Raw genomic sequence first — 21,189 nt, 5'->3', positions numbered from 1 at the left:
CCACACCATTATACCGCATTCCCTTTCCTTATACGAGAAAAAGACCACCGATAGGTGGCCTTTTTCGACAGGCTGAAAGGCACCCCAATGGGTGCCTTTTTGTTTGCTTGAAAGAGTTTCAGTGTATATATGCGGGAAGAGCGTATGAAAATAGAAAAATCAAAGCCCCAGAACCCTGCTTTCCGGATGGGGCATCCACACAGCGCCCGTGTGGGCGGGGTCGCTTTGCAGAACGCATGCCAGCTCCTGTTCGGCCCGGTCCGTCAGACCCCGACCCAGGCAGCCCAGACCGATCAGGAAATGGCAGTGCAGCCTGTTGCGGGCGGTGAGGTTCTCTTCAAACAGCTGAAGCTCCGGGAGCGAAACGGCGAAGTAGTCGATACGCATGGTGTCGAACAGATGAGTCTCGCCGTAATCCACAAGCTGATGGAAGCACTTCAACGCTTCGCTGCTGCGGTGGAGGAGATGCTCTCCATCTGCAGCCACGCCGAGTGCGGCGGCAGCGTGCAGCCGTTGACCGGGGAGCTGCGCCGGAGCATCCTCAAGGACGTGGACGAGATGAACGACAAGGGCTTCCGGGTGCTGGCCATTGCCCAGAAGAGCAGCCCCGCCCCGGCGGGCTCCTTCGGGGTGGAGGACGAGCGGGACATGGTGCTCATGGGCTACCTTGCCTTTCTGGACCCGCCCAAGGAATCCACCGCCGCCGCCCTGCGGGCACTGAAGGAACATGGCGTCACCGCCAAGATTCTCACCGGCGACAACGAAAAGGTCACCCGCACCATCTGCCGGCAGGTGGGTCTCGAGGTGCGGAATATGCTGCTGGGGTCGGACGTGGCCCGCATGAGCGACGCGGAGCTGGCCCGGGCGGCCCAGTCCACCGACGTGTTCGCCAAGCTCACCCCGGACCAGAAGGCCCGGGTGGTCACGGCGCTGCGGGCCAGCGGCCACACCGTGGGCTTCATGGGCGACGGCATCAACGACGCGGCCGCCATGAAGGCCGCCGACATCGGCATCTCGGTGGACACCGCCGTGGACGTGGCCAAGGAATCGGCGGATGTGGTTCTGCTGGAAAAGGATCTGATGGTGCTGGAGCAGGGCATCATCGAGGGCCGCAAGACCTACGCCAACATGATCAAGTACATCAAGATGACCGCCTCCTCCAACTTCGGCAACATGTTCTCGGTGCTGGCGGCCAGCGCGCTGCTGCCGTTTCTGCCCATGATGAGCGTGCAGCTGATCGTGATTGCCATGAACGCGGTGTTCTGGGGCATGAAGCCCGCCGCACCCCGGCCCGAACAAAAGGAAACCGTATAAAAAAGCAGCCGCCCCGAATTTTTGGGGCGGCTGCTTTTGGTATATCAGGCGTGGGGGTAAAAATCGCTCACCGTGTTGGTCACCAGCCGGAAGGTGAGCTGGGCCATGTGCTGGGGGCTTTCCTCGCAGCCCCGGCTCAGCCAGTCCTTGATCAGGCCCACGCCCCCGGCCACGCAGTAGGCGTAGGTGTATTTCAAATCGTCCATCCGCTCGGGGAAGGCCTCGCGCAGCGCGGCCAGGCTGTAATGGGAGAGCATCTCCTCAATCCGGTGCAGGAAGGCAATGTCGCCGTGAGGGCCCAGCAGAGCGGCGCAGATCTCCCGGTTTTCAAACAGGATGGCAAAGATGTCCTCAATGAAGGGGAAGCTGTTTTCGTTGAAGGGGCTCACCGGATGGGTGCGGATGGTGTGCAGAATCTCCTCGAACAGCTCGTTCTCCACGCTTTCCAGCATGTTGTAAATATCGGTATAGTGTAAATAGAAGGTGGAGCGGTTGATGTCCACCAGATCCACCAGTTCCTTCACCGTCACCTCGTTCACGCTCTTTTCAGCCATCAGCTGGGCAAGGCCGTGGCGCAGCTGGGCCTTGGTGCGGCGGATGCGCCGGTCCGGCTTCTTTTCCATGAATCCGCTTCCTTTCATTTGTAAATTATTTGTGACAGTTCAACATAATGCAACGTTCTGTCTATTAATAGATACTGCGATGCAAACTGTCGGTTGTGTTGTTCTTCTGCACTTAGTATAATTCTCATTGCAGTAAAAAGCAATACCGGGATGAATAAACAACACTGTGTCCTGTTTTGCTGTGCAAAGAGATTGAGGAAAGGAAGCGATTTTTTCGTTCTATGCTGAAAAATGAATGGAAAAAACTGCTGAGCAACAAGCTGATGCTGGTGGTGGTGGTGGCCATCATCGCCATTCCCACCATCTACACCACCCTGTTTCTGGGCTCCATGTGGGACCCCTACGGCAGCGTGGAAAACCTGCCGGTGGCGCTGGTGAATCAGGATCAGCCGGTGGACTACGAGGGCAAAACGCTGGATGTGGGCGCGGAGCTGGTGGATAACCTGCTGGAGGACGCCTCGCTGGACTTCCACCCGGTGAGTGCCGACGACGCGGCCAAGGGCCTTGCGGCAGGGGATTATTATATGGTAATCACCATCCCGCAGGATTTCTCGGCCAATGCGGCCACCCTCACCGACGATCAGCCCAAGCAGATGGAGCTGAACTACGAGACAAACCCCGGCACCAACTACATCGCCTCCAAGCTGAGCGAAACGGCCATGAAGGAGATTCAGGCCAGCGTGCGGGAAGAGGTGACCAAAACCTACGCCGAGACCATGTTTGACCAGCTCACCGAGGTGGGCGACGGCATGCAGGAGGCGGCGGACGGCGCGGGCGAAATCCGGGATGGAGCCGACAAGCTGGCGGATGGCAACAACACCATCCGGGAGAATCTGCAGCTTCTGGCGGACAGCACCCTCACCTTCCGCAGCGGCAGCGAGACCCTGACCGAGGGCCTTGCCCAGTATACCCAGGGCGTGCAGCAGCTGGCGGACGGCGCGAAAAAGCTGGACGACGGCGCAAAGCAGCTGAAGGACGGCGTAGACCAGCTGGGCGCTTCCGCCCCGGCACTGGCCCAAGGCGTGGGCGCACTGAAGGACGGCGCGGATCAGCTGGCCCAGGGCACGGCCCAGGCCAAGACCGGCAGCGACAGCCTGACCGCGGGCGCGGCGCAGGTGGACGATAACCTGAAAACCCTGAACGAGGGGCTGGGCCAGCTGCAAAGCCAGACCGCCTCTCTGCCGGATTCCGCTTCGGCGCTGGATTCCGGCGCATCCCAGGCGCTGGAGGGCGCAAAGGCCCTGCAGCAGGGCGCGCAGGGTCTGGCCGCCGGTGCGGAAAAGGCCCGTCAGGGCGCGGATGCACTGAATCAGGGCCTGCAAACCCTGAGCGGCAAATCCGAGGAGCTGAATCAGGGCGCGGCCCAGCTGAAAAACGGGCTGGACGCGCTGGCAGCCGCCGCGGGCGGCTCCACCGATATCACCGGCAGTCTGACCGCTCTGGCCGGGCAGCTGGATCAGGCGGCGCAGGCCGCGCAGGGAGTCACGGTGGCCCCGCAGGATCCCGCGGCCCTGATCCAGACCATCGCGGACAACACCGCCGCCGCCCAGACGGGCGATGCCGACGCACTGAACGCAGTGCTCACGGCGGCCAGTGAGCTGGCCAATGTGGCGCAGAGCAACTACAACGACGCAACCACCGCCGACGCGGCCCGCCAGCAGGCGGCCGGTGCCCTCAGCGGCGCGGCCGGTGCGCTGACAAATGCGGCCGGCGGTTCCGGCTCCGGTGATTTGACCGCGGCCCTCGGCCAGCTGCAGCAGGGCGCGGCTCAGCTGCAAACCGGCCTTTCTGCCTACACCGCCGGTGTGGATCAGGCGGCAACCGGCTGTGCGGCGCTGGCGGATGAAACCAGCGGCCTGCCTGCTCTGAGCGCAGGGGCCCAGCAGCTTTCGGCCGGAACTGGCGATCTGGTGAACGGCCTTGCCCAGCTGCAGGGCGGCACCAGTCAGCTGGCCCAGCAGGCACCCCTGCTTACCGGCGGCATCGCCCAGGCGGCCAGCGGCGGCGCGGCCCTGCAGCAGCAGGGCACCGCGGTTCTGCGCCAGGGCGCGGCCCAGCTGAACAGCGGTCTGGACGCACTGGTTGCCGGCAGCGGCAGCCTGAAGGACGGCATGAGCAGCCTGAACGGTCAGCTGCCCGCCCTCACCGACGGCGTGGGCCGCCTGCAGCAGGGAACCAAAGACCTGAAGGACGGCACCACTCAGCTGGTGACCGGCGCGGATACCCTGACCCGGAACAGCCCGGCGCTGAACGAGGGCGCGGCCGCCCTCACCGACGGCGCGGGCCAGATCCAGAGCGGCGCCCAGCAGCTGGCGGACGGCAGCGGCGAGCTGGCCGACGGCATCGACCAGCTGACCGACGGCGCGAATACACTGGAAAGCAGTCTGGCGGACGGCGCGGACGAGATCCGCTCCACCAACACCGGCGACGCGGTGGTGGATATGTTCGCCGCCCCGGTGGTCACCGAAGAAACCCAGATGACCCAGGTGCCCAACAACGGGCACGCCATGGCCCCCTACATGATGTCGGTGGCGCTGTGGGTGGGCTGCATCGCCTTCAGCCTGATGTACCCCCTCACCGAGTACGCGGGCAAGCTGAAGAGCGGCACCGCCTGGTGGCTGAGCAAGGCCTCGGTGCTGTATCCCATCGCAATTCTGCAGGCACTGGTGATGGTGGGTGCGCTGCACGCCATCAACGGCTTTGATCCCGGCCGCATGGGCCAGACTCTGCTGGTGGCCTGCGTGGCCTCGGTAACCTTCATGTCGGTGATGTACTTCTTCACCAACCTTCTGGGCAAGGTGGGCAGTTTCCTGATGCTGGTGTTCATGGTGATCCAGCTGGCCGGCTCGGTGGGCACCTACCCGCTGGAGCTCTCCGGCTCCTTCGTGAAGTACCTGCATGACTGGGTACCCTTTACCTACACCGTTACCGCCTTCCGCCGGGCCATCTGCGCCGGCGAGGACGTGACCGGCTGCCTTGCCTATCTGGCCGTCTGGCTGGTGGTATTCACTCTGCTGACCATTCTGGTGTTCGCAGTGCGCGCAAAGCGCATCAAGGCCGAAAAGCCTACCCTGATGGTCTGGCTGGAGGAGCACCATCTGGCCTGACAAGGGCATCGAAATTCTTCGGTTGCTCCCCTTATCCGGTTCATTCCGGTTCAAATCCCCGTTTCGTGCAAAACGCACGAAACGGGGATTTTTTTGCACGAAATGCAAAAATGAGCAAAGGAAACCATACAAAACGCACAAAAGTATTAAAAAACAGAAAAGATTTTTGCGAAAGGAGCGAATTTTTTTTATATAAGACAGAAGATTTTTCTATCGTTTTTGCGCTTCAAAGGCGGTAGAATTTACCACAGAGAAAGCATCCTGCGGGATGCGAAAACGAACGGCAAAGAACCGAATCCAATCACAGGAGGAAAACGAAAATGAAAAAGAAACTCGCGCTGCTGCTGGCTTCCGTAATGGCCATTGGTATGCTGGCCGGCTGCGGCGGTGCTCCCGCTTCCACCGCTTCCACCGCAACCTCCGGCGGCACTTCCACCGCCACCTCCACCGAGGGCGGCACTGCCACCGCCACCAGCGACCTGCAGGTGGACGTATTCTACTATGACTTCTCCGATGTTTACATCTCCAGCGTGCGCACCGCCATGGACGAGCAGCTGAAGGCCATGGGCATCGAGCCCAAGAACTGGGATGCCGCCGGCAGCCAGCCCACCCAGACCGATCAGGTCAAGACCGCCATCACCGCCGGTTCCGACCTGCTGATCGTGAACATCGTGGAGACCTCCACCTCCGACCCCGCCAAGGACATCGTGGAAGCTGCCCGCGCTGCGGACATCCCCGTGATTTTCTTCAACCGTGAGGTTGCCGACAACGACGTGATCAACAGCTATGAGAAGTGCGCCTTCGTTGGCACCAACGCTCCCGACGCCGGCCACATGCAGGGCGAGATGATCGGTGAGTACCTGCTGGCCAACTACGACGCAGTTGACCTGAACGGCGACGGCACCATCTCCTACGTTCTGTTCAAGGGCCAGGAAGGCAACGCCGAGGCCGAGGCCCGCACCCAGTACGCTGTGGAAGACGCCAACAAGCTGCTGACCGAGGGCGGCAAGCCCGAACTGGCTTACTACGACGCCAGCGCCACCACCAAGTACCTGGTCGACACCGCCGGCAAGTGGAGCGCCCAGGCTGCCAACGACTACATGGTTTCTCTGCTGGGCTCTTACAACGAAGGCAACAAGAACATGGTTGAGCTGATCATCTGCAACAACGATGGCATGGCCGAGGGCGCCATCTCCGCTCTGCAGAACGTTGGCTACAACAACGGCGAAGGCACCACCATCATCCCCGTGTTCGGCGTGGACGCCACCGACTCCGCCAAGGCTCTGATCAAGGCCGGCAACATGACCGGTTCCATCAAGCAGGACGCCGTGGGCATGGCTACCACCATCAACACCCTGGTCAAGAACGTGCAGGACGGCGCTGACCTGATGGCCAACACCGACCAGTTCGTGGTGGACTCCGACGTGGATAAGATCCGCGTTCCCTACCAGATGTACGACGGCACCTCCGAGGAATAATTTCTCCCCGATCCTTTGTGCCTTTGATGTAATCGGCAAGGCGGGGCTGCCCACTGGCAGCCCCGCTTCGCCCTGACAAAACCACCGCTTCGGGCGTGGCCCGAACGTCGGGCTGCGGCCGAAACGGTGGTTTGTACCGCGAGAGGAGGAAAATTATGGACAAGCCGGCCCTGCTGGAGATGCGAGGCATCTGCAAGGAATTCCCCGGCGTAAAGGCGCTGGACAATGTGGACCTGACCGTCCGCCCCGGCACCGTGCATGCCCTGATGGGTGAGAACGGCGCGGGCAAATCCACTTTGATGAAATGCCTGTTCGGTATCTATCACCGGGATGCGGGCACCATCAAGCTGGATGGCAAGGAAGTGGACTTCAAGAGCTCCAAGGATGCGCTGGAAAACGGCGTGGCCATGGTGCATCAGGAGCTGAACCAGGCGCTGACCCGCAGCGTGCAGGATAACCTGTGGCTGGGCCGCTACCCCAAGGTGGGCGGCATCATGGTGAGCGAGAGCATCATGGCAAAGGAGACCAAAAAGATCTTCGATACGCTGGAGGTCACGGTTAACCCCAAGGCCATCATGTCCACTCTGCCGGTTTCCCAGCGGCAGATGGTGGAGATCGCCAAGGCGGTTTCCTACAATTCCAAGATCATCGTGTTCGACGAGCCCACCTCCTCGCTGACGGAAACGGAAGTGGAGCATCTGTTCCGCATCATCAACATGCTGCGGGACAAGGGCTGCGGCATCATCTACATCTCCCATAAGATGGAGGAGATCCTGCGCATCAGCGACGACGTGACCATCATGCGGGATGGTCAGTGGGTGGCAACCCGCCCCGCCAAAGAGCTGACCATGGACGAGATCATCCGCCTGATGGTGGGCCGCGAGCTGACCAACCGCTTCCCCGAAAAGACCAACAAGCCCGGCGATGTGATTCTGGACGTGCAGCACATCGCAGGCAAATACACCCGCCTGAAGGACGCCACCTTCCAGCTGCGCAAGGGCGAGATTCTGGGCATTGCGGGCCTGGACGGCTCCGGCCGCACCGAGGTGCTGGAAAACCTGTTCGGCGCCATGACCCGTGAGGGCGGCACCATCACCCTGCACGGCAAGCCCATCCGCAACCGCACCCCCAAGGAGGCCATCAAAAACGGCTTCGCGCTGCTTACCGAGGAGCGGCGGGCCACCGGCATCTTCGGCATCCGGGACATCAAGGAAAACACCGTGATTTCCAGCCTGAAGGATTATCTGATGGGCGGCTTCTACTTAAACGACAAGAAGATGAAGGACAACACCGACTGGGCCATTCAGGCAATGCACATCAAAACGCCCAGCCAGCACACCCAGATCCGCTCGCTGTCCGGCGGCAACCAGCAGAAGGTTATTCTGGGCCGCTGGCTGCTGACCAAGCCCGAGATCCTTCTGCTGGACGAGCCCACCCGCGGCATCGACGTGGGCGCCAAATACGAAATTTATCAGCTGATCATCGACCTGGCCAACGAGGGCAAGGGCGTGATCATGGTATCGTCGGAAATGCCCGAGCTTCTGGGCGTGTGCGACCGGATTCTGGTGATGTCCGGCGGGCAGGTAGCCGGTGAGGTGGACGCCCGCAACACCACCCAGGAAGAGATCCTGACCCTGGCCGCCAAGTATGTGTAAAGAGGAGGAACCGACCCATGAGTAATTCCACCAAGGAACTTGCGCTGAAAACCAAGTCCATCACCCCCAAGCAGGTGGGCAATGCGCTTTTGAACAACGCCCTCATTATTATCATGCTGCTGGTAGCCGCTTATGTGGCAGTGACCCAGCCGTCCTTCCTGGCGCCCAACTCGCTGATCAACCTGCTGTCTCTGACGGCGGCGTATCTGCCGGTTGCGCTGGGCATCGCCGGATGTATCGTGCTCACCGGTACCGACCTTTCCGCCGGCCGTGCGGTAGGTATCACCGCCTGTGTGGCGGCCTCCCTGCTGCAGGCCACCGACGCGGCCAATAAAATGTGGCCGAACATCGGCACCCTGCCCATCCCTCTGGTGATCCTGATCGTTGTGGCCATCGGTGCCGCCATCGGCGCCTTCAACGGCTTCTTCGTGGCCAAGTTCAAGCTGCATCCCTTCATCGTTACCCTGGCCACCCAGCTGATCCTCTACACCATCCTGCTGCTCTACGTCCAGCAGGGCAACAACAAGGGCATGGCCATTTCCGGTCTGTCTGCCGAGTACCGCAACTTTGTTGTGGGCAATCCTCCGCTGCTGAGCTTCGGCAGCATCCAGATTCCCAACTACGTGATCTATGCGGTGCTGCTCACCATCCTGATGTGGTTCATCTGGAACAAGACCACCTTCGGCAAGAACATGTTTGCCCTGGGCGCCAACGAAGAGGCTGCCCGTGTTTCCGGCGTAAACGTATTCGCCACCACCATCGCGGTGTTCGCTCTGGCGGGCGCCATGTACGGCTGGGCCGGCTTCGTGGAGTCTGCCCGTATCGCCTCCAACACCGCCAACACCGGCGTGAACTATGAGCTGGATGCCATCGCGGCCTGCGTCATCGGCGGCGTATCCTTTGTGGGTGGTATCGGTAAGATCAGCGGCATCGTCATCGGCGTTATCATGCTGCGCCTGATCTTCGTGGCTCTGCCGCTGGTGGGCATGGACCAGAACCTGCAGTATGCCATCAAGGGCGGCATCATCCTGTTCGCCTGCGCTCTGGATATGCGCAAATACCTGGTCAAGAAATAATCCTTTTGTGCACACGCCGCCGGGCCGCTCCGACCCGGCAGGAAAGGGGCGGCTGTCCGGTAAAACGGGCGGCCGCCCTTTTCCCGTTTTCGCTGGAAAAGCAGCCAGATGCTGCCAAATATGATATACTGTTCTAAGAAAAACAAATAACCCTTGGAGGGGATACAATGGAAGGTTACCGCATCCTGTTGGTGGATGACGAGGAAGAGCTGCGGGCGGGCATCCGCCGCCGCATCGACTGGGAGGCGCTGGGCTTTGTGCTGGCGGGGGAAGCCGCCAACGGGCAGGACGCGCTGGAGCTGGCCGAGCAGCTGCGGCCGGACGTGGTGCTCACCGACATCAAGATGCCCTTTATGGACGGGCTCACCCTCTGCCGCCAGCTCAAGACCCAGCTGCCGGCGGTGCGGCTGGTGATCTTTTCCGGCTTCGACGAGTTCGACTATGCCCGGCAGGCCATCGGCATGAACGTGTTTGAATATCTGCTCAAACCCATCACCTCCACCGAGCTGAGCGACGTGCTGGTGCGGCTGAAAAAGGCCATGGACGAGGAGCGCGCCCACCAGAAGGATATGGAAAAGCTGCGCCGCAGCTACGAGGAAAATCTGCCGGTGCTGCGCGGGCTGTTTTACACCCGCCTGCTCAGCGGCCAGCTCAAGCCCGGCCAGATCATGGAACGGGCCGCCCGCTATGAAATCGAGCTTTCCGGCAAGAGCTGGGCGGCGGCCCGGGTGCATGTGAGCGATCTGGGCGACGACCCGGACGAGCTGATCCTGCTGTCGCTGCAGAATTTCTTTGCGGAAAACACCGTGCTTACCGGCTGCCAGCCCCACTGGTGTTTGTACGACGATGATCTGGCGGTAATCGCCGCCTTTGAGGGGGGCGCCGCCATGTACAGCCTGCTTCAGGAGCTGGAGCGGGTGCGGGCGCTGGCCGAGACCCTGCTGGGGCTGCGGCTCACCGTGGGCGTGGGCCTTGCGGTGGAAACGCCGGGCCAGCTGGCCCGGTCGGTGCAGGGGGCGAAAAGCGCGCTGGATTATCGCTCCATTCTGGGGCCGGGGAGAACCCTGTACATCGGGGATCTGGAGCCCCGGGGCGCGGTGGCCCTGCCCTTTGACGCGGCGGCCGAGCGCCAGCTGGTGAACGCGGTGAAGCTGGGCACGCCGGAAAAGGTGCGCCGCTTCACCCGGGGCTGGCTCAGTCAGGCCCGGAGCGACAGCTCCATGAGCCAGATGCAGTGCTTTTTTCTGGAGCTGGTGGCCTGCCTGATGCGCCTTGCCCGGGAGGGCGAGATCCCGCAGGAGGAGGTGTTCGGCCCCGGCTTCACCGGCGCGGTGCGCATTTCCGATTTCAGCGGCCCGGAGCAGCTGGGCAGCTGGGTGGAGGAGCGCTGCCTGCATCTGCAGGAGCTGCTGCGCCGCCAGCGCAGCTACGCCGCCGCCCGCACGGTGGACAGGGCCCGGGAATTCATTGCCGAAAACTTTTCCAACAGCGATCTTTCGGTGGAGATGCTCTGCGAGCACCTGCACCTTTCACCGGCCTATTTTTCCACCATGTTCAAGAAGGAAACCGGCGAGAGCTTCACCGCCTGTGTGACCCGGGTGCGCATGGAGGCCGCCGCCGAGCGGCTGCGCACCACCGAGGAAAAAACCTACCTGATTGCCGAGCAGACCGGCTATCTGGACCCGAACTATTTCAGCTATGTGTTCAAGCGGTATTTCGGCACAAGCCCCTCCAAATACCGGGCCGCGGGCCAGCAGGGGCAGTAATCAACAGCAAAAAAAGGGGGGCAGTGTATGCTGCTGCGGGCGCTTCGGGAGCTGCGAAGCCGGTTTTCCCGCTCCTACGAACGAATGAGCATCCAGCGGGTGATCTCGCTCACCTTCACGGCGGTGGCTGTGGCGGGGGCGCTGTTCATCGGCCTTTCGCTCACGCTGCGGTATTCCGCCGTGAACCAGAAGATGCAGGCGCAGGCCAGCCAGCAGGTGCTGGCCCAGGTGAACCTTTCGCTGGACAATCACCTTCGGCGGATTATGCGGGTGTCGGACACGGTGTATTACCGGCTTTTGAAAAACGCCGATCTGGCCGAGGGCCTTCCCACCGACAGCCTTTCGCTGCTGTATGAGGAAAACCGGGATTCCCTTGTGTCCATCGCGGTGTTCGATTCCGACGGCAATCTGGTCACCGGGGCCCCGCTCAGTGAGCTGAAGGCCGGGGCGGATCCGGCGTCGCAGGGCTGGTTTTCCACCGCGCTGGGCCAGATCGAGAACATCCACTTTTCCACCCCCCATGTGCAGGATCTGTTCCAGACCGCGGACGGCAGCTACCACTGGGTGATTTCGCTGAGCCGTCAGGTGCAGCTGACCCGGGGCGGCGCCAGCGAGAGCGGTGTGCTGCTGGTGGACATGAGCTTTTCCGGTGTGGAGCAGATCTGCCGCAACACCAGCCTTGGGGCGGACGGCTATCTGTATATCGTGGACGCCAACGGCGAGCTGATCTATCATCCCCGCCAGCAGCTGATCTATGCGGGTCTTGTGCAGGAAAACAACCTGGCTGCCTCCCGCCTGAGCGACGGCACCCACTGGGAAAAATTTCAGGGCGAGCGGCGGCAGGTGACGGTGAAAACCGTGGGCTACACCGGCTGGAAGCTGGTGGGCGTGGTTCCGGTGCAGGGGCTGGCGGTGACCACCGCCCAGTTCGTGCTGTTTGTGGCCTCGGTGCTGCTGTTCTCCATTTTCCTGCTGGTGTTCGTGAATGGGCGGCTTTCCGCCCACATCGCGGATCCCATCCGCCGGCTGGAGCAGGCAGTACGCCAGACCGGCCGGGGCGGCGAGATGCCCCAGGTGCCGGAGGAGGGCTGCTATGAGGTGCGCCGGCTGGAGCACTCCATCCGGTCCATGGTGTCCACCATGCGCCATCTGATGGACGACATCATCCAGCAGGAGGAGGACAAGCGCCGCAGCGAGCTGGAGGTGCTGCAGTCCCAGATCAACCCCCACTTCCTTTACAACACGCTGGACTCGGTGATCTGGCTCACCGAGAGCGGCCGCTACGAGGATTCCATCCGCATGGTCACGGCGCTGGGGCGGCTGTTCCGCATCTCGCTGAGCCGGGGTAAGCGGGTGATCCCGCTGGACAGCGAGCTGGACCACGCGGGCTATTACATGACCATCCAGCGCATCCGCTACAAGAACAAATTCACCTTCGAGATCAGCCGCGAGACCGACACCGCCGGCCTTTACTGCCTGAAGCTGATCATCCAGCCCCTTTTGGAAAATGCCATCTACCACGGCATGGCCGCCGAGGACGACGACGGCCGCATCGCGGTGCGTGTCTGGCGGGAAGGGGACGATGTGTACATTGATGTGACCGACAACGGTCTGGGCATGCTGCCGGAGGTGGCGGCCTCCCTGCTGGACGAAAGCCGGCCCCTGCCCGCCAAGGGCTCGGGCATCGGGGTGCGCAACGTGCACCGGCGCATCCAGCTGGCCTACGGGCCCCGCTACGGTCTGGAATTCTACAGTGAGCCGGACGAGGGCACCACTGCCCGCATTCATCTGCCGGTGCTCACCCAGCCGGAGGAGACCGGCGGCAAAAAGGAGGGCATGGCATGAAGAAGAAAGGGGATACGGCCTGGCAGATGATCGTGCTGGGCCTGCTGGCCGCCGCCATGGTGGTAAGCCTGATGATTCCCGAATCCCTGCTCACCCCCGCCGGCCCCAAACGGGTGGAGATCTCGATTCTGCTGCGGCAGGGCGACAGCGCGGTCTGGGCCACCGCCCGGCAGGGCATGGAGCAGGCCGCCGAGGATCTGGGCGCCGAGCTGCGCTTCCTCACGCTGGAGGCGGAGGAGGGGGCCGATCAGGTGGAGCTGCTGCGCCGTCAGGCAGACATGGGCGTGGATGCGGCGGTGGTCATCCCGGCGGACTGCGCGGCGCTGGAGCAGCAGCTGGACGGCTGGCAGGCTCTGCCGGTGGTCACGCTGGAATCCCAGGTGGAGGGCGCCCGGGCCTTTGTGGGCCCCAGCGACGAGGAGCTGGGCCGGCTGCTGGCCGAACAGGCGGCCCGGGGATGCGCGGTGTCCGGTGAGGTGCTGCTCTGGAATGCCTTTCCCGGCTGCGCGGGCCCGGCCCGGCGGCTGGAAAGCGCCAAAGCCGCGCTGGAAGCGGCGGGCTATGCGCCCCGGGTGTGTGAGAAGCTCACCGCCGAACAGCTGGAGCAGGCGGACGCGGTGCTCTGCTTCGAGCCGGTGAGTCTGGAGCAGGCCGCCGCGCTGGCGGCCCAGTGTGAAACCCCGCCGCGGGTATATGGGGCGGGAGTGTCCTCCACGGTGGTGGCCGCGCTGGAAACCGGCGACATTGCCGCCGTGGCGGCCTGGAGCGATTACGCGGCAGGCTATCTGGCGGTGAGCCAGGCGGTGAACGCCGCCCGCCGCCAGCCGGTGGAAAGCAAAACCCTGCCGGTGACGCTGGTGCAGGAAGGAGAAACCTATGATCAGGACCATCAAAAGCTGCTTTACCCGGTCTTTCCCTAAGGCGGTGGCGCTGGGGCTGGCGGCTGTGCTGCTGGCCGGCTGCACCGCTGCCGGGTCGGCGGAGCCCCGCACCCTGCGGGTGGGGGTGGCGGTGTATCTGCAATCCGATACCTTCATCGGTACGCTGGTGCAGGAGCTGGAACGGCTGGCCCAGGCCCGGGAAATCGAGGACGGAGTGAAGATCAACCTGAACGTCGTGGACGGCCGGGGCTCCCAGCTCACCCAGACCGAGCAGATCGACCGGCTCATCGCGCTGGACTACGATGTGCTGTGCGTGAACATTGTGGACCGCACCAGCGCCGCCCAGCTGATCGACAAGGCCCAGGAGGCGGACATCCCCATGATCTTCTTCAACCGGGAGCCGGTGGCGGAGGATCTTTACCGCTGGAACCGGGTGTATTATGTGGGAGCCAAGGCGGAGGAATCCGGGGTGCTGCAGGGGCAGATCCTGCTGGACCGCTGGCTGAACCGGGAACAGCCGATGGACAAAAACGGCGACGGCATTCTGCAATATGTGCTGCTGGAGGGCGAGCCCGGCCATCAGGATGCCATGCTCCGCACCGAGTATGCGGTAAAGACCCTAACCGGCGCGGGGGTGGAGGTGGAAAAGCTGGCGGGCGACACCGCCAACTGGGATCGCAGCCAGGCCGCCGCCCGGATGAGCAGCTGGATCGAGCAGTTCGGCACCTCCATCGAGGCGGTGATCTCCAACAACGACGACATGGCCCTGGGGGCCATCGACGCCTGCCAGGATCTGGGGCTTACGGAGGACGAGATGCCGGTGGTGGTGGGGGTGGACGCCACCGCCCCGGCGCTGGAGGCCGTGCGGGAGGGCACCCTCTGCGGCACGGTGCGCAACGATGCGCAGGGCATTGCGGGCAGCATGCTGGAGCTGGCCCTCGCACTGGCGAAGGGCGAGGAACCGGCGGCCAGCCTGCCCCTCAGCGATGAAAAGTACGTCTGGCTGCCCTACCAGCGGGTGACCCTGCGCCAGCTGGAGGCGGAGCAGGGCGGCGTTTGAACGATTCGCCCATTCTATGGAATTTTGTATCTTGTTTTAAAAAGGATATAGGAATCGGTGAAAGAGTTTGCTATAATTTAAGCAGAAAAACTGGTTCGTGAAAATATTGCAAAGAAAGGACTTTTGTTGCATGAAAATCTCAACAAGACCCTTCGGCACCACCCGAAGCGGCGAGGAAGTGCACTGCATCCGCCTGGAGCACGACAGCGGCATTGTGGCGGAAGTTCTGAGCTACGGGGCCATTCTGCGGGCGCTGTGGGTGCCCACCGCAGCCGGGCCGGTGCAGGTGTGCGCCGGCTACGAGACGCTGGGGGAATACGAGGCGGGCACCTGCTATCTGTGCGCGGTGGTTGGCCGGTGCGCCGGCCGCATCGACGGCGGGCATTTTGTGCTGAACGGCACGGAATACCAGCTGCCCCAAAACCAGAACGGCAACCACCTGCACGGCGGCGTGGAGGGCTTTGACCGCAAGGTCTGGGGCATTCAGATCCTGCCCAGATACCGGGGCGTGCGCTTTTTCCGCCGGTCGGAAGACGGCGAGGAGGGCTACCCCGGCGCGGTGGAGGTGAGCGCCACCTACCTGTTCGAGGAGGACGGCGCGCTGACCCTGCGGTTTGACGCGCTGGCCGAGGGCGACACCATCCTGTCCATGACCCATCACGGCTACTGGAATCTGGCAGGGCAGGGCAGCGTGGGCGGCCACTTGTTCACCACCCCGGCGGATCGCTTTGCTGCCATCCGGCCGGACGGCGTGCCCACCGGCGAGCTGATTCCGGTGGAGGGCACCCCCTTCGACTTCACCCGGCCCGCGGTGCTGGAAACCCGCTGGGACAACGACCACCCCCAGCTGGCGGCGGGCAGCGGCTTTGACCACACCTTCCTGGCGCCGGGCAAGGGGCTGCGGCCGGTGTGCCGGCTGGAATGCCCCGAAAACGGCCTGCAGCTGGATGTGAGCGCCACCATGCCGGGCATTCATCTGTATACCGGCAACTTCCTGGAGCCGGTGCGCCGGGGTGCGGCGGCGCTGGAAGCCCAGTTTGTTCCGGATGCGCCCAACCACCACCAGTTCCCCTCGGTGGAATTGCCGAAGGGAAAACGCTGGGAACATCAGATCCAATACCGCTTTGCCTGCAACGGCGAAAGCGTTTGAACACCACAGGAGGAAGATACCATGCAGACGATGGAAAACTTTTTGCAGAAGGTGCGCGGGGGCGAGTACGACGACCGCCTGCGCCGGTTGTATGTGTTCCACGACACCGCCGAGGAGCTGGAAGCAGCCCGCGCCAAGGTGTGCCATGTGATCGAGGGCTTTGAGCAGGCCTTCCCCGGCGTGGACTGCGCCGGCGCCGCGGTGTTCAGCGGCCCGGGCCGCACCGAGATCGGCGGCAACCACACCGACCACCAGCACGGCTGCGTGCTGTGCGGCAGCGTGAACATGGACATTCTGGCCTGCGCGGTGCCCACCGGCGACCATTTCGTGAAGGTGGTCAGCGAGGGCTATCCCGCCCTGACCATCGACCTGAACGATCTGGCCATCCATGCGGACGAGACCAACACCTCCGCCGCCCTGATCCGCGGCGTTGCCCACGGCGTGAGCAAGGAGGACTTTGCCCTGAAGGGCTTCTGCGCCTATGTGACCAGCACCGTGCCCGGCGGCTCCGGCCTGTCCAGCTCGGCGGCGTATGAGATTCTGCTGGGCAACGTCTTCAACCGGTTCTGCTGCGAAGGCAGGCTGGACGCGGTGAAGCTGGCCCAGATCGGCCAGTATGCCGAGCGGGAGTATTTCGGCAAGCCCTGCGGCCTGATGGATCAGGCCGCCAGCTCCATCGGCGGCGTGGTGGCCATCGACTTCAACGACCCCAGCCAGCCGGTGATCCGCAAGGTGGATTACGATCTGGCCCGCTCCGGCTACCAGCTGTACATCATCGACACCCGCTCCTGCCACGCCGACCTGACCGACGACTACGCCGCCATCACCCGCGAGATGGGTGCGGTGGCCGCCTTCTTCGGCAAGCAGGTGCTGCGTCAGGTGGATGAGGCCGAGTTCTACGCCGCCATCCCCGCCGTGCGCGAGAAGGCCGGCGACCGGGCCGTGCTGCGGGCCATGCACTTCTTCGACGAGAACCGCCGTGCCCAGGCCCAGGCCCAGGCTCTGGCCGAGGGCGACATGGAGGGCTTCCTGGCGCTGGTGCGCGCCTCCGGCCGTTCCTCCTCGGAGCTGCTGCAGAATATCTGGTCGGTGGCCGAGCCTGCCCAGCAGGCGGTGACCCTGGCTCTGGCTCTGGCGGAACGGGTTCTGGCCGGCCGCGGCGCGGTGCGCGTGCACGGCGGCGGCTTTGCGGGCACCATTCAGGCCTTTGTGCCCCAGGATCTGGAAGAGAAGTTTGTGAGCAGCATGGAAGCGGTGCTGGGCGAAGGCGCCTGCCATGCGGTATCGGTGCGGCCGGAGGGCGGCTGCATGGTAATGAGCAGCGAAAAGGAGTAAGGCAATCATGACAGTGGGACAGGCAATTGCCAGCCTCGTGCAGTACGGGCTGGAGAAAAATCTGATCGAGCCCTGCGAGAAGATCTGGGCGACCAACGGCATTCTGGCCGTGCTGCGGCTGGATGCCCTGAACGAGGCCCAGCCGGTGGAGGGCGCAGCCCTGCCCGAAATCCTGAACACCCTGCTGGACGACGCGGCCAGCCGCGGCGTGATCGACGGCGAGTCCATCACCCAGCGGGACATTCTGGACACCGCCCTGATGGCGGTGCTCACCCCGCGCCCGTCTCAGGTGATCCGCACCTTTGAGGAAAAGTACGCCGCCGGCCCCGAGCAGGCCACCGACTGGTACTATCAGCTCTCCAAAGACACCAACTACATCCGCACCGACCGGATTGCCAAGGACCTGCACTGGACCACTTCCACCGAGTACGGCGAGCTGGACATCACCATCAACCTGTCCAAGCCGGAAAAGGACCCCAAGGCCATCGCGCTGGCCAAGAGCATGCCTCAGAGCGGCTACCCCAAGTGCCAGCTCTGCGCCGAGAACGAGGGCTACGCAGGCCGGATGGATCATCCCGCCCGGGGCAACCACCGCATGATCCCCATGACCGTGTGCGGCGAGCAGTGGATGCTGCAGTACTCCCCCTATGTGTACTACAACGAGCACTGCATCGCCCTGAACGCGGCCCATGTGCCCATGAAGATCGACCGCAGCTGCTTTGACAAGCTGCTGGATATCGTGACCCGCTTCCCCCACTACTTTGTGGGCTCCAATGCGGATCTGCCCATCGTGGGCGGCTCCATTCTGGCCCACGAGCACTTCCAGGGCGGCCGCTGCCTGTTCCCCATGGAGGCCGCTCCCGTGGAGCAGGAGGTCACCATCCCCGGCTTTGAGGACGTAAAGACCGGCATCGTGAAGTGGCCCATGTCCGTGCTGCGTCTCACCGGCCCGGACAAGGAGCGCATCGCCCAGCTGGCCGAGAAGATTCTCGCCGCATGGCGCGGCTACACCGATGAGGCCGCCTTCATCTTTGCCGAGACCGACGGCGTGCCCCACAACACCATCACCCCCATCGCCCGCCGCCGCGGCGCGGACTACGAGATGGATCTGGTGCTGCGCAACAACATCACCACCGAGGAGTATCCTCTGGGCGTGTACCATCCCCATGCGGAGCTGCATCACATCAAGAAGGAGAACATCGGCCTGATCGAGGTCATGGGCCGTGCCGTTCTGCCCGCCCGCCTGAAGGAGGAGCTGGCTCTGGTGGCCGAGCTGCTGGAAAACGGCGGCGACCTGACCGCCGACGAGCGCACCGCCAAGCACGCCGAGTGGGCTGAGGACATCCGCCGCCGCCACGGCGCCTTTGCCAGGGGCGAGGCCTGGCCGGTGGTGCAGAAGGAGACCGGCCTGGTGTTCGCAACCGTGCTGGAGCACGCAGGCGTTTACAAGCGGGACGAAGAGGGCCGCGCGGCCTTCCTGCGGTTCGTGGCCAGCCTGGGCTGATCGGCTGCATTTTCTCTAAAGACATAACAAAAACGCTGTACCCTGGTTTTTTGGGTACAGCGTTTTGTTTTTAAAAAATTATTCGCCCGCCTTGCTGCGGTCGATGATCTCCTGCTGCATGGCGCGGGAAACCGCCATCACCGCCCGGAAAAAGTCGCCGGTGTAGCCCTGCATGGCCTCGGGGGCCCGGGCGGCGGCCCGGTCGATCACCGCCTGCTCCCGCTCGGGCTGCAGCACCTGCATGCCCCGCTCCAGCTTGTAGCGGGCCACCTGCTCCACAATTTCCATCCGCTGCAGAAACAGGGCGGTGAGCTGGCTGTCCACCTGGTCAATGCGGCCGCGCAGCTCGTTCAGATCCAGCTGTTCCATGGCGTTTACTCCTTTGCGTTTGCCAGAGCGGTGAGAAAGGCCTCCACCGCTTCCGGTTTGGTGGCCCAGCTGGTCACCAGACGAATCTGGGTGTGGTCGGCGTCCGGCCGGTCGTTGACCTCCCAGTGGAAATCCTTCTCCAGCTTTTCCAGCACCCGGTTGGGCAGGATGGGGAACTGCTGGTTGGAGGGGCTGTCCGACCCGAAGGGATAGCCCAGGGCGGCAATGCCCTCCTTCAGGCGCATGGCAAGGCCGTTGGCGTGTTCGCCCACCTCAAAATACAGCCCGTCGGTGAACAGCTCCTCAAACTGGATGCCCAGCAGCCAGCCCTTGGCCAGCATGCCGCCGTGCTGCTTGATGATGTAGCGGAAGTCCGGCTTTAAGGCCGGGTTCAGGATGCACACCGCCTCACCGAACAGCGCGCCGTTCTTGGTGCCGCCGATGTAGAAAGCGTCACACAGGCGGCCCAGATCGGTCAGGGAAGCGCCGCCCGCGGCCAGTGCGCTGGAAAGACGGGCCCCGTCCAGATACAGATACAGGCCCAGCTCGTCGCACACGGCCCGCAACGCTTCCAGCTCGGCGGCGGTGTACACACCGCCCACCTCGGTGGTGTTGCTCACGTAGACCAGCTTGGGCTTGACCATGTGCTCGTCCGGATGGGCGGCCACTGCGGCGCGCACTGCGTCCGGGGTCAGCTTGCCGCCCGGCGCGGCGGGCATGGCGATGCACTTGTGGCCGGTGGCCTCAATGGCGCCGGTCTCGTGCACGCAGATATGACCGGTGGAAGCGGCGATGGCCGCCTCATGGGGCCGCAGGAAGGCGCACAGGCAGGTGGCGTTGGTCTGGGTGCCGCCCACCAGAATGTGCACGTCCGCATCCGGCCGGCCGATGGCGGCGCGGATCAGCTCGTGGGCATGTTTGGAATGAGGATCGGTGGAATAGCCGAAGTTGCCCTCCAGATTGGTGCGCACCATGGCATCCAGAATGCGGGGATGGGCGCCCTCGCTGTAATCATTGGTAAAACGATACATGTTCAGCAAACCTCACTTTTACAGCAGTATTACAGTGCTGCTTGAATGGAATAAACTATCTTTTATGATACCATTTTTTCACAGAATGTCCACTGGCTGTCGTTTGTTTTTGGCGGCACTTTATGGTATACTCTAAGTTGTATCAGTATGTTATGGCAGCGCCGCGGGCAGGATACCACCCCCAAAAAGCACACCGCGGCCGCCCAAAGGAGAAACAAATGAAAGCAGTAGTCAAGGTGGGCACCTCCACGCTGGCCCACGTCACCGGTCGGCTGAACATCCGCCACATCGAGGAACTGTGCAAGGTGCTCAGCGATCTGAAAAACGCCGGCCACGAGATCATTCTGGTGTCCAGCGGTGCCATCGGCATGGGCGTTGGCAAGCTGAGCCTGCCCGGCCGCCCGGCGGATATGCCCACCAAGCAGGCCGCCGCCTCGGTGGGCCAGTGTGAGCTGATGTATACCTACGACAAGCTGTTCACCGAATACAACCACACCGTGGGCCAGATCCTCATCACCGGTGAGGATGTGGAGCACCCGGAGCGCAGCGTGAACCTGAAAAACACCCTCAGCCGCCTGCTGGAGCTGGGTGCGCTGCCCATCGTGAACGAGAACGACACCGTGTCCACCACCGAGATCGCCCTGGGCGACAACGACACGCTGGCCGCCATTCTGGCCCGCAGCGTGAAGGCGGATTTGCTGGTGCTGCTCAGCGACATCGACGGCCTGTTCACCGCCGATCCCCACAAGGACCCGGACGCAAAGCTGATGAGCGTGGTGGAAAAGATTACCCCCGAGATCGACGCGCTGGGCGGCGGCAGGGGCTCCAGTCTGGGCACCGGCGGCATGGCCACCAAGCTGCGTGCGGCCCACATCGCCACCGAAGCCGGGCTGGACATGGTCATCGCCAACGGCGCGGCCCCGGCGGTGCTGTATGATATTTTTGAAGGGGAGGCCGTGGGCACCCGGTTCCTTGCCCGGAAGGAGGCATAAACA

General features: G+C 63.2%; 16 protein-coding genes and 1 pseudogene. 13 read left to right on the top strand and 4 right to left on the bottom strand.

Annotated features, from left to right (window positions below):
• Window positions 1–159 precede the first annotated feature (159 nt).
• Window positions 160–420 (bottom strand): hypothetical protein, encoded by a 261-nt coding sequence (locus tag ACESYO_RS10985; RefSeq protein ID WP_373210020.1) that lies wholly within the window; start codon window positions 418–420, stop codon window positions 160–162.
• Window positions 421–453: 33 nt separating this feature from the next.
• On the opposite strand from ACESYO_RS10985, the pseudogene ACESYO_RS10980 reads away from it, so the two are divergent.
• A pseudogene (locus ACESYO_RS10980) lies at window positions 454–1,245 on the top strand (HAD-IC family P-type ATPase); the annotation flags it as partial.
• A 113-nt stretch (window positions 1,246–1,358) separates the two neighbouring features.
• Here ACESYO_RS10980 and ACESYO_RS10975 read toward each other — a convergent pair.
• Window positions 1,359–1,937 carry a TetR/AcrR family transcriptional regulator gene (locus ACESYO_RS10975; protein ID WP_058962555.1) on the bottom strand — a complete coding sequence of 193 codons (579 nt, stop codon included), beginning with the start codon at window positions 1,935–1,937 and terminating at the stop codon, window positions 1,359–1,361.
• A 221-nt stretch (window positions 1,938–2,158) separates the two neighbouring features.
• Between ACESYO_RS10975 and ACESYO_RS10970 the strand changes: the two genes are divergently transcribed.
• The 11 genes from ACESYO_RS10970 (at window position 2,159) to galT (ending at window position 18,794) form a co-directional block, all read left to right on the top strand.
• A complete protein-coding gene (locus tag ACESYO_RS10970) occupies window positions 2,159–5,044 on the top strand; it encodes a YhgE/Pip family protein (protein WP_373210019.1) in 2,886 nt (961 codons plus the stop codon).
• A 320-nt stretch (window positions 5,045–5,364) separates the two neighbouring features.
• Entirely contained in the window at window positions 5,365–6,522 is a 1,158-nt protein-coding gene (locus tag ACESYO_RS10965) for a galactose ABC transporter substrate-binding protein (protein ID WP_058963884.1), read from the top strand.
• Window positions 6,523–6,674: 152 nt separating this feature from the next.
• Window positions 6,675–8,177, top strand: coding sequence for a sugar ABC transporter ATP-binding protein (locus ACESYO_RS10960; protein ID WP_373210021.1), 1,503 nt, complete (start codon window positions 6,675–6,677; stop codon window positions 8,175–8,177).
• Window positions 8,178–8,194: 17 nt separating this feature from the next.
• On the top strand, window positions 8,195–9,253 hold the full coding sequence (locus ACESYO_RS10955) for a galactose/methyl galactoside ABC transporter permease MglC (RefSeq protein WP_087181742.1): 1,059 nt from the start codon (window positions 8,195–8,197) through the stop codon (window positions 9,251–9,253).
• A 167-nt stretch (window positions 9,254–9,420) separates the two neighbouring features.
• Window positions 9,421–11,019 carry a response regulator gene (locus ACESYO_RS10950; RefSeq protein WP_373210018.1) on the top strand — a complete coding sequence of 533 codons (1,599 nt, stop codon included), beginning with the start codon at window positions 9,421–9,423 and terminating at the stop codon, window positions 11,017–11,019.
• Window positions 11,020–11,046: 27 nt separating this feature from the next.
• On the top strand, window positions 11,047–12,864 hold the full coding sequence (locus tag ACESYO_RS10945) for a cache domain-containing sensor histidine kinase (RefSeq protein WP_373210017.1): 1,818 nt from the start codon (window positions 11,047–11,049) through the stop codon (window positions 12,862–12,864).
• Window positions 12,861–13,784, top strand: coding sequence for a sugar ABC transporter substrate-binding protein (locus tag ACESYO_RS10940; RefSeq protein WP_058963880.1), 924 nt, complete (start codon window positions 12,861–12,863; stop codon window positions 13,782–13,784). The genes ACESYO_RS10945 and ACESYO_RS10940 overlap by 4 nt, the downstream gene beginning before the upstream one ends.
• Complete coding sequence (locus tag ACESYO_RS10935) at window positions 13,741–14,805, top strand: galactose ABC transporter substrate-binding protein (RefSeq protein WP_373210016.1); 1,065 nt, start codon at window positions 13,741–13,743, stop codon at window positions 14,803–14,805. The genes ACESYO_RS10940 and ACESYO_RS10935 overlap by 44 nt, the downstream gene beginning before the upstream one ends.
• A gap of 130 nt (window positions 14,806–14,935) precedes the next feature.
• Complete coding sequence (locus ACESYO_RS10930; RefSeq protein ID WP_373210015.1) at window positions 14,936–15,955, top strand: aldose epimerase family protein; 1,020 nt, start codon at window positions 14,936–14,938, stop codon at window positions 15,953–15,955.
• Between the two features lie 21 nt (window positions 15,956–15,976).
• Window positions 15,977–17,290 (top strand): galactokinase, encoded by a 1,314-nt coding sequence (locus ACESYO_RS10925; RefSeq protein ID WP_058963877.1) that lies wholly within the window; start codon window positions 15,977–15,979, stop codon window positions 17,288–17,290.
• 7 nt (window positions 17,291–17,297) lie between these two features.
• Complete coding sequence (galT, locus tag ACESYO_RS10920) at window positions 17,298–18,794, top strand: UDP-glucose--hexose-1-phosphate uridylyltransferase (RefSeq protein ID WP_373210014.1); 1,497 nt, start codon at window positions 17,298–17,300, stop codon at window positions 18,792–18,794.
• A gap of 78 nt (window positions 18,795–18,872) precedes the next feature.
• Here the strand turns inward: galT and ACESYO_RS10915 are convergent, their stop codons facing one another.
• Both ACESYO_RS10915 and ACESYO_RS10910 read right to left on the bottom strand, forming a co-directional pair.
• On the bottom strand, window positions 18,873–19,163 hold the full coding sequence (locus ACESYO_RS10915; RefSeq protein ID WP_058963875.1) for a chorismate mutase: 291 nt from the start codon (window positions 19,161–19,163) through the stop codon (window positions 18,873–18,875).
• 5 nt (window positions 19,164–19,168) lie between these two features.
• Window positions 19,169–20,194, bottom strand: a complete 1,026-nt coding sequence (locus ACESYO_RS10910; protein WP_346671675.1) for a threonine aldolase family protein — start codon at window positions 20,192–20,194, stop codon at window positions 19,169–19,171.
• 218 nt (window positions 20,195–20,412) lie between these two features.
• Here ACESYO_RS10910 and proB point away from each other — a divergent pair, with 218 nt between their 5' ends.
• Window positions 20,413–21,186, top strand: coding sequence for a glutamate 5-kinase (gene proB / locus ACESYO_RS10905; protein ID WP_346671676.1), 774 nt, complete (start codon window positions 20,413–20,415; stop codon window positions 21,184–21,186).
• The last annotated feature ends 3 nt before the right edge of the window (window positions 21,187–21,189 follow it).

Origin of the sequence: Allofournierella massiliensis (genome assembly GCF_964241245.1) — a bacterium.
In the GTDB taxonomy this organism is placed as follows: domain Bacteria; phylum Bacillota; class Clostridia; order Oscillospirales; family Ruminococcaceae; genus Allofournierella; species Allofournierella massiliensis.
The sequence above is the reverse complement of the archived record's forward strand: the minus strand, read 5'-3'. Positions and strand labels throughout refer to the sequence as shown.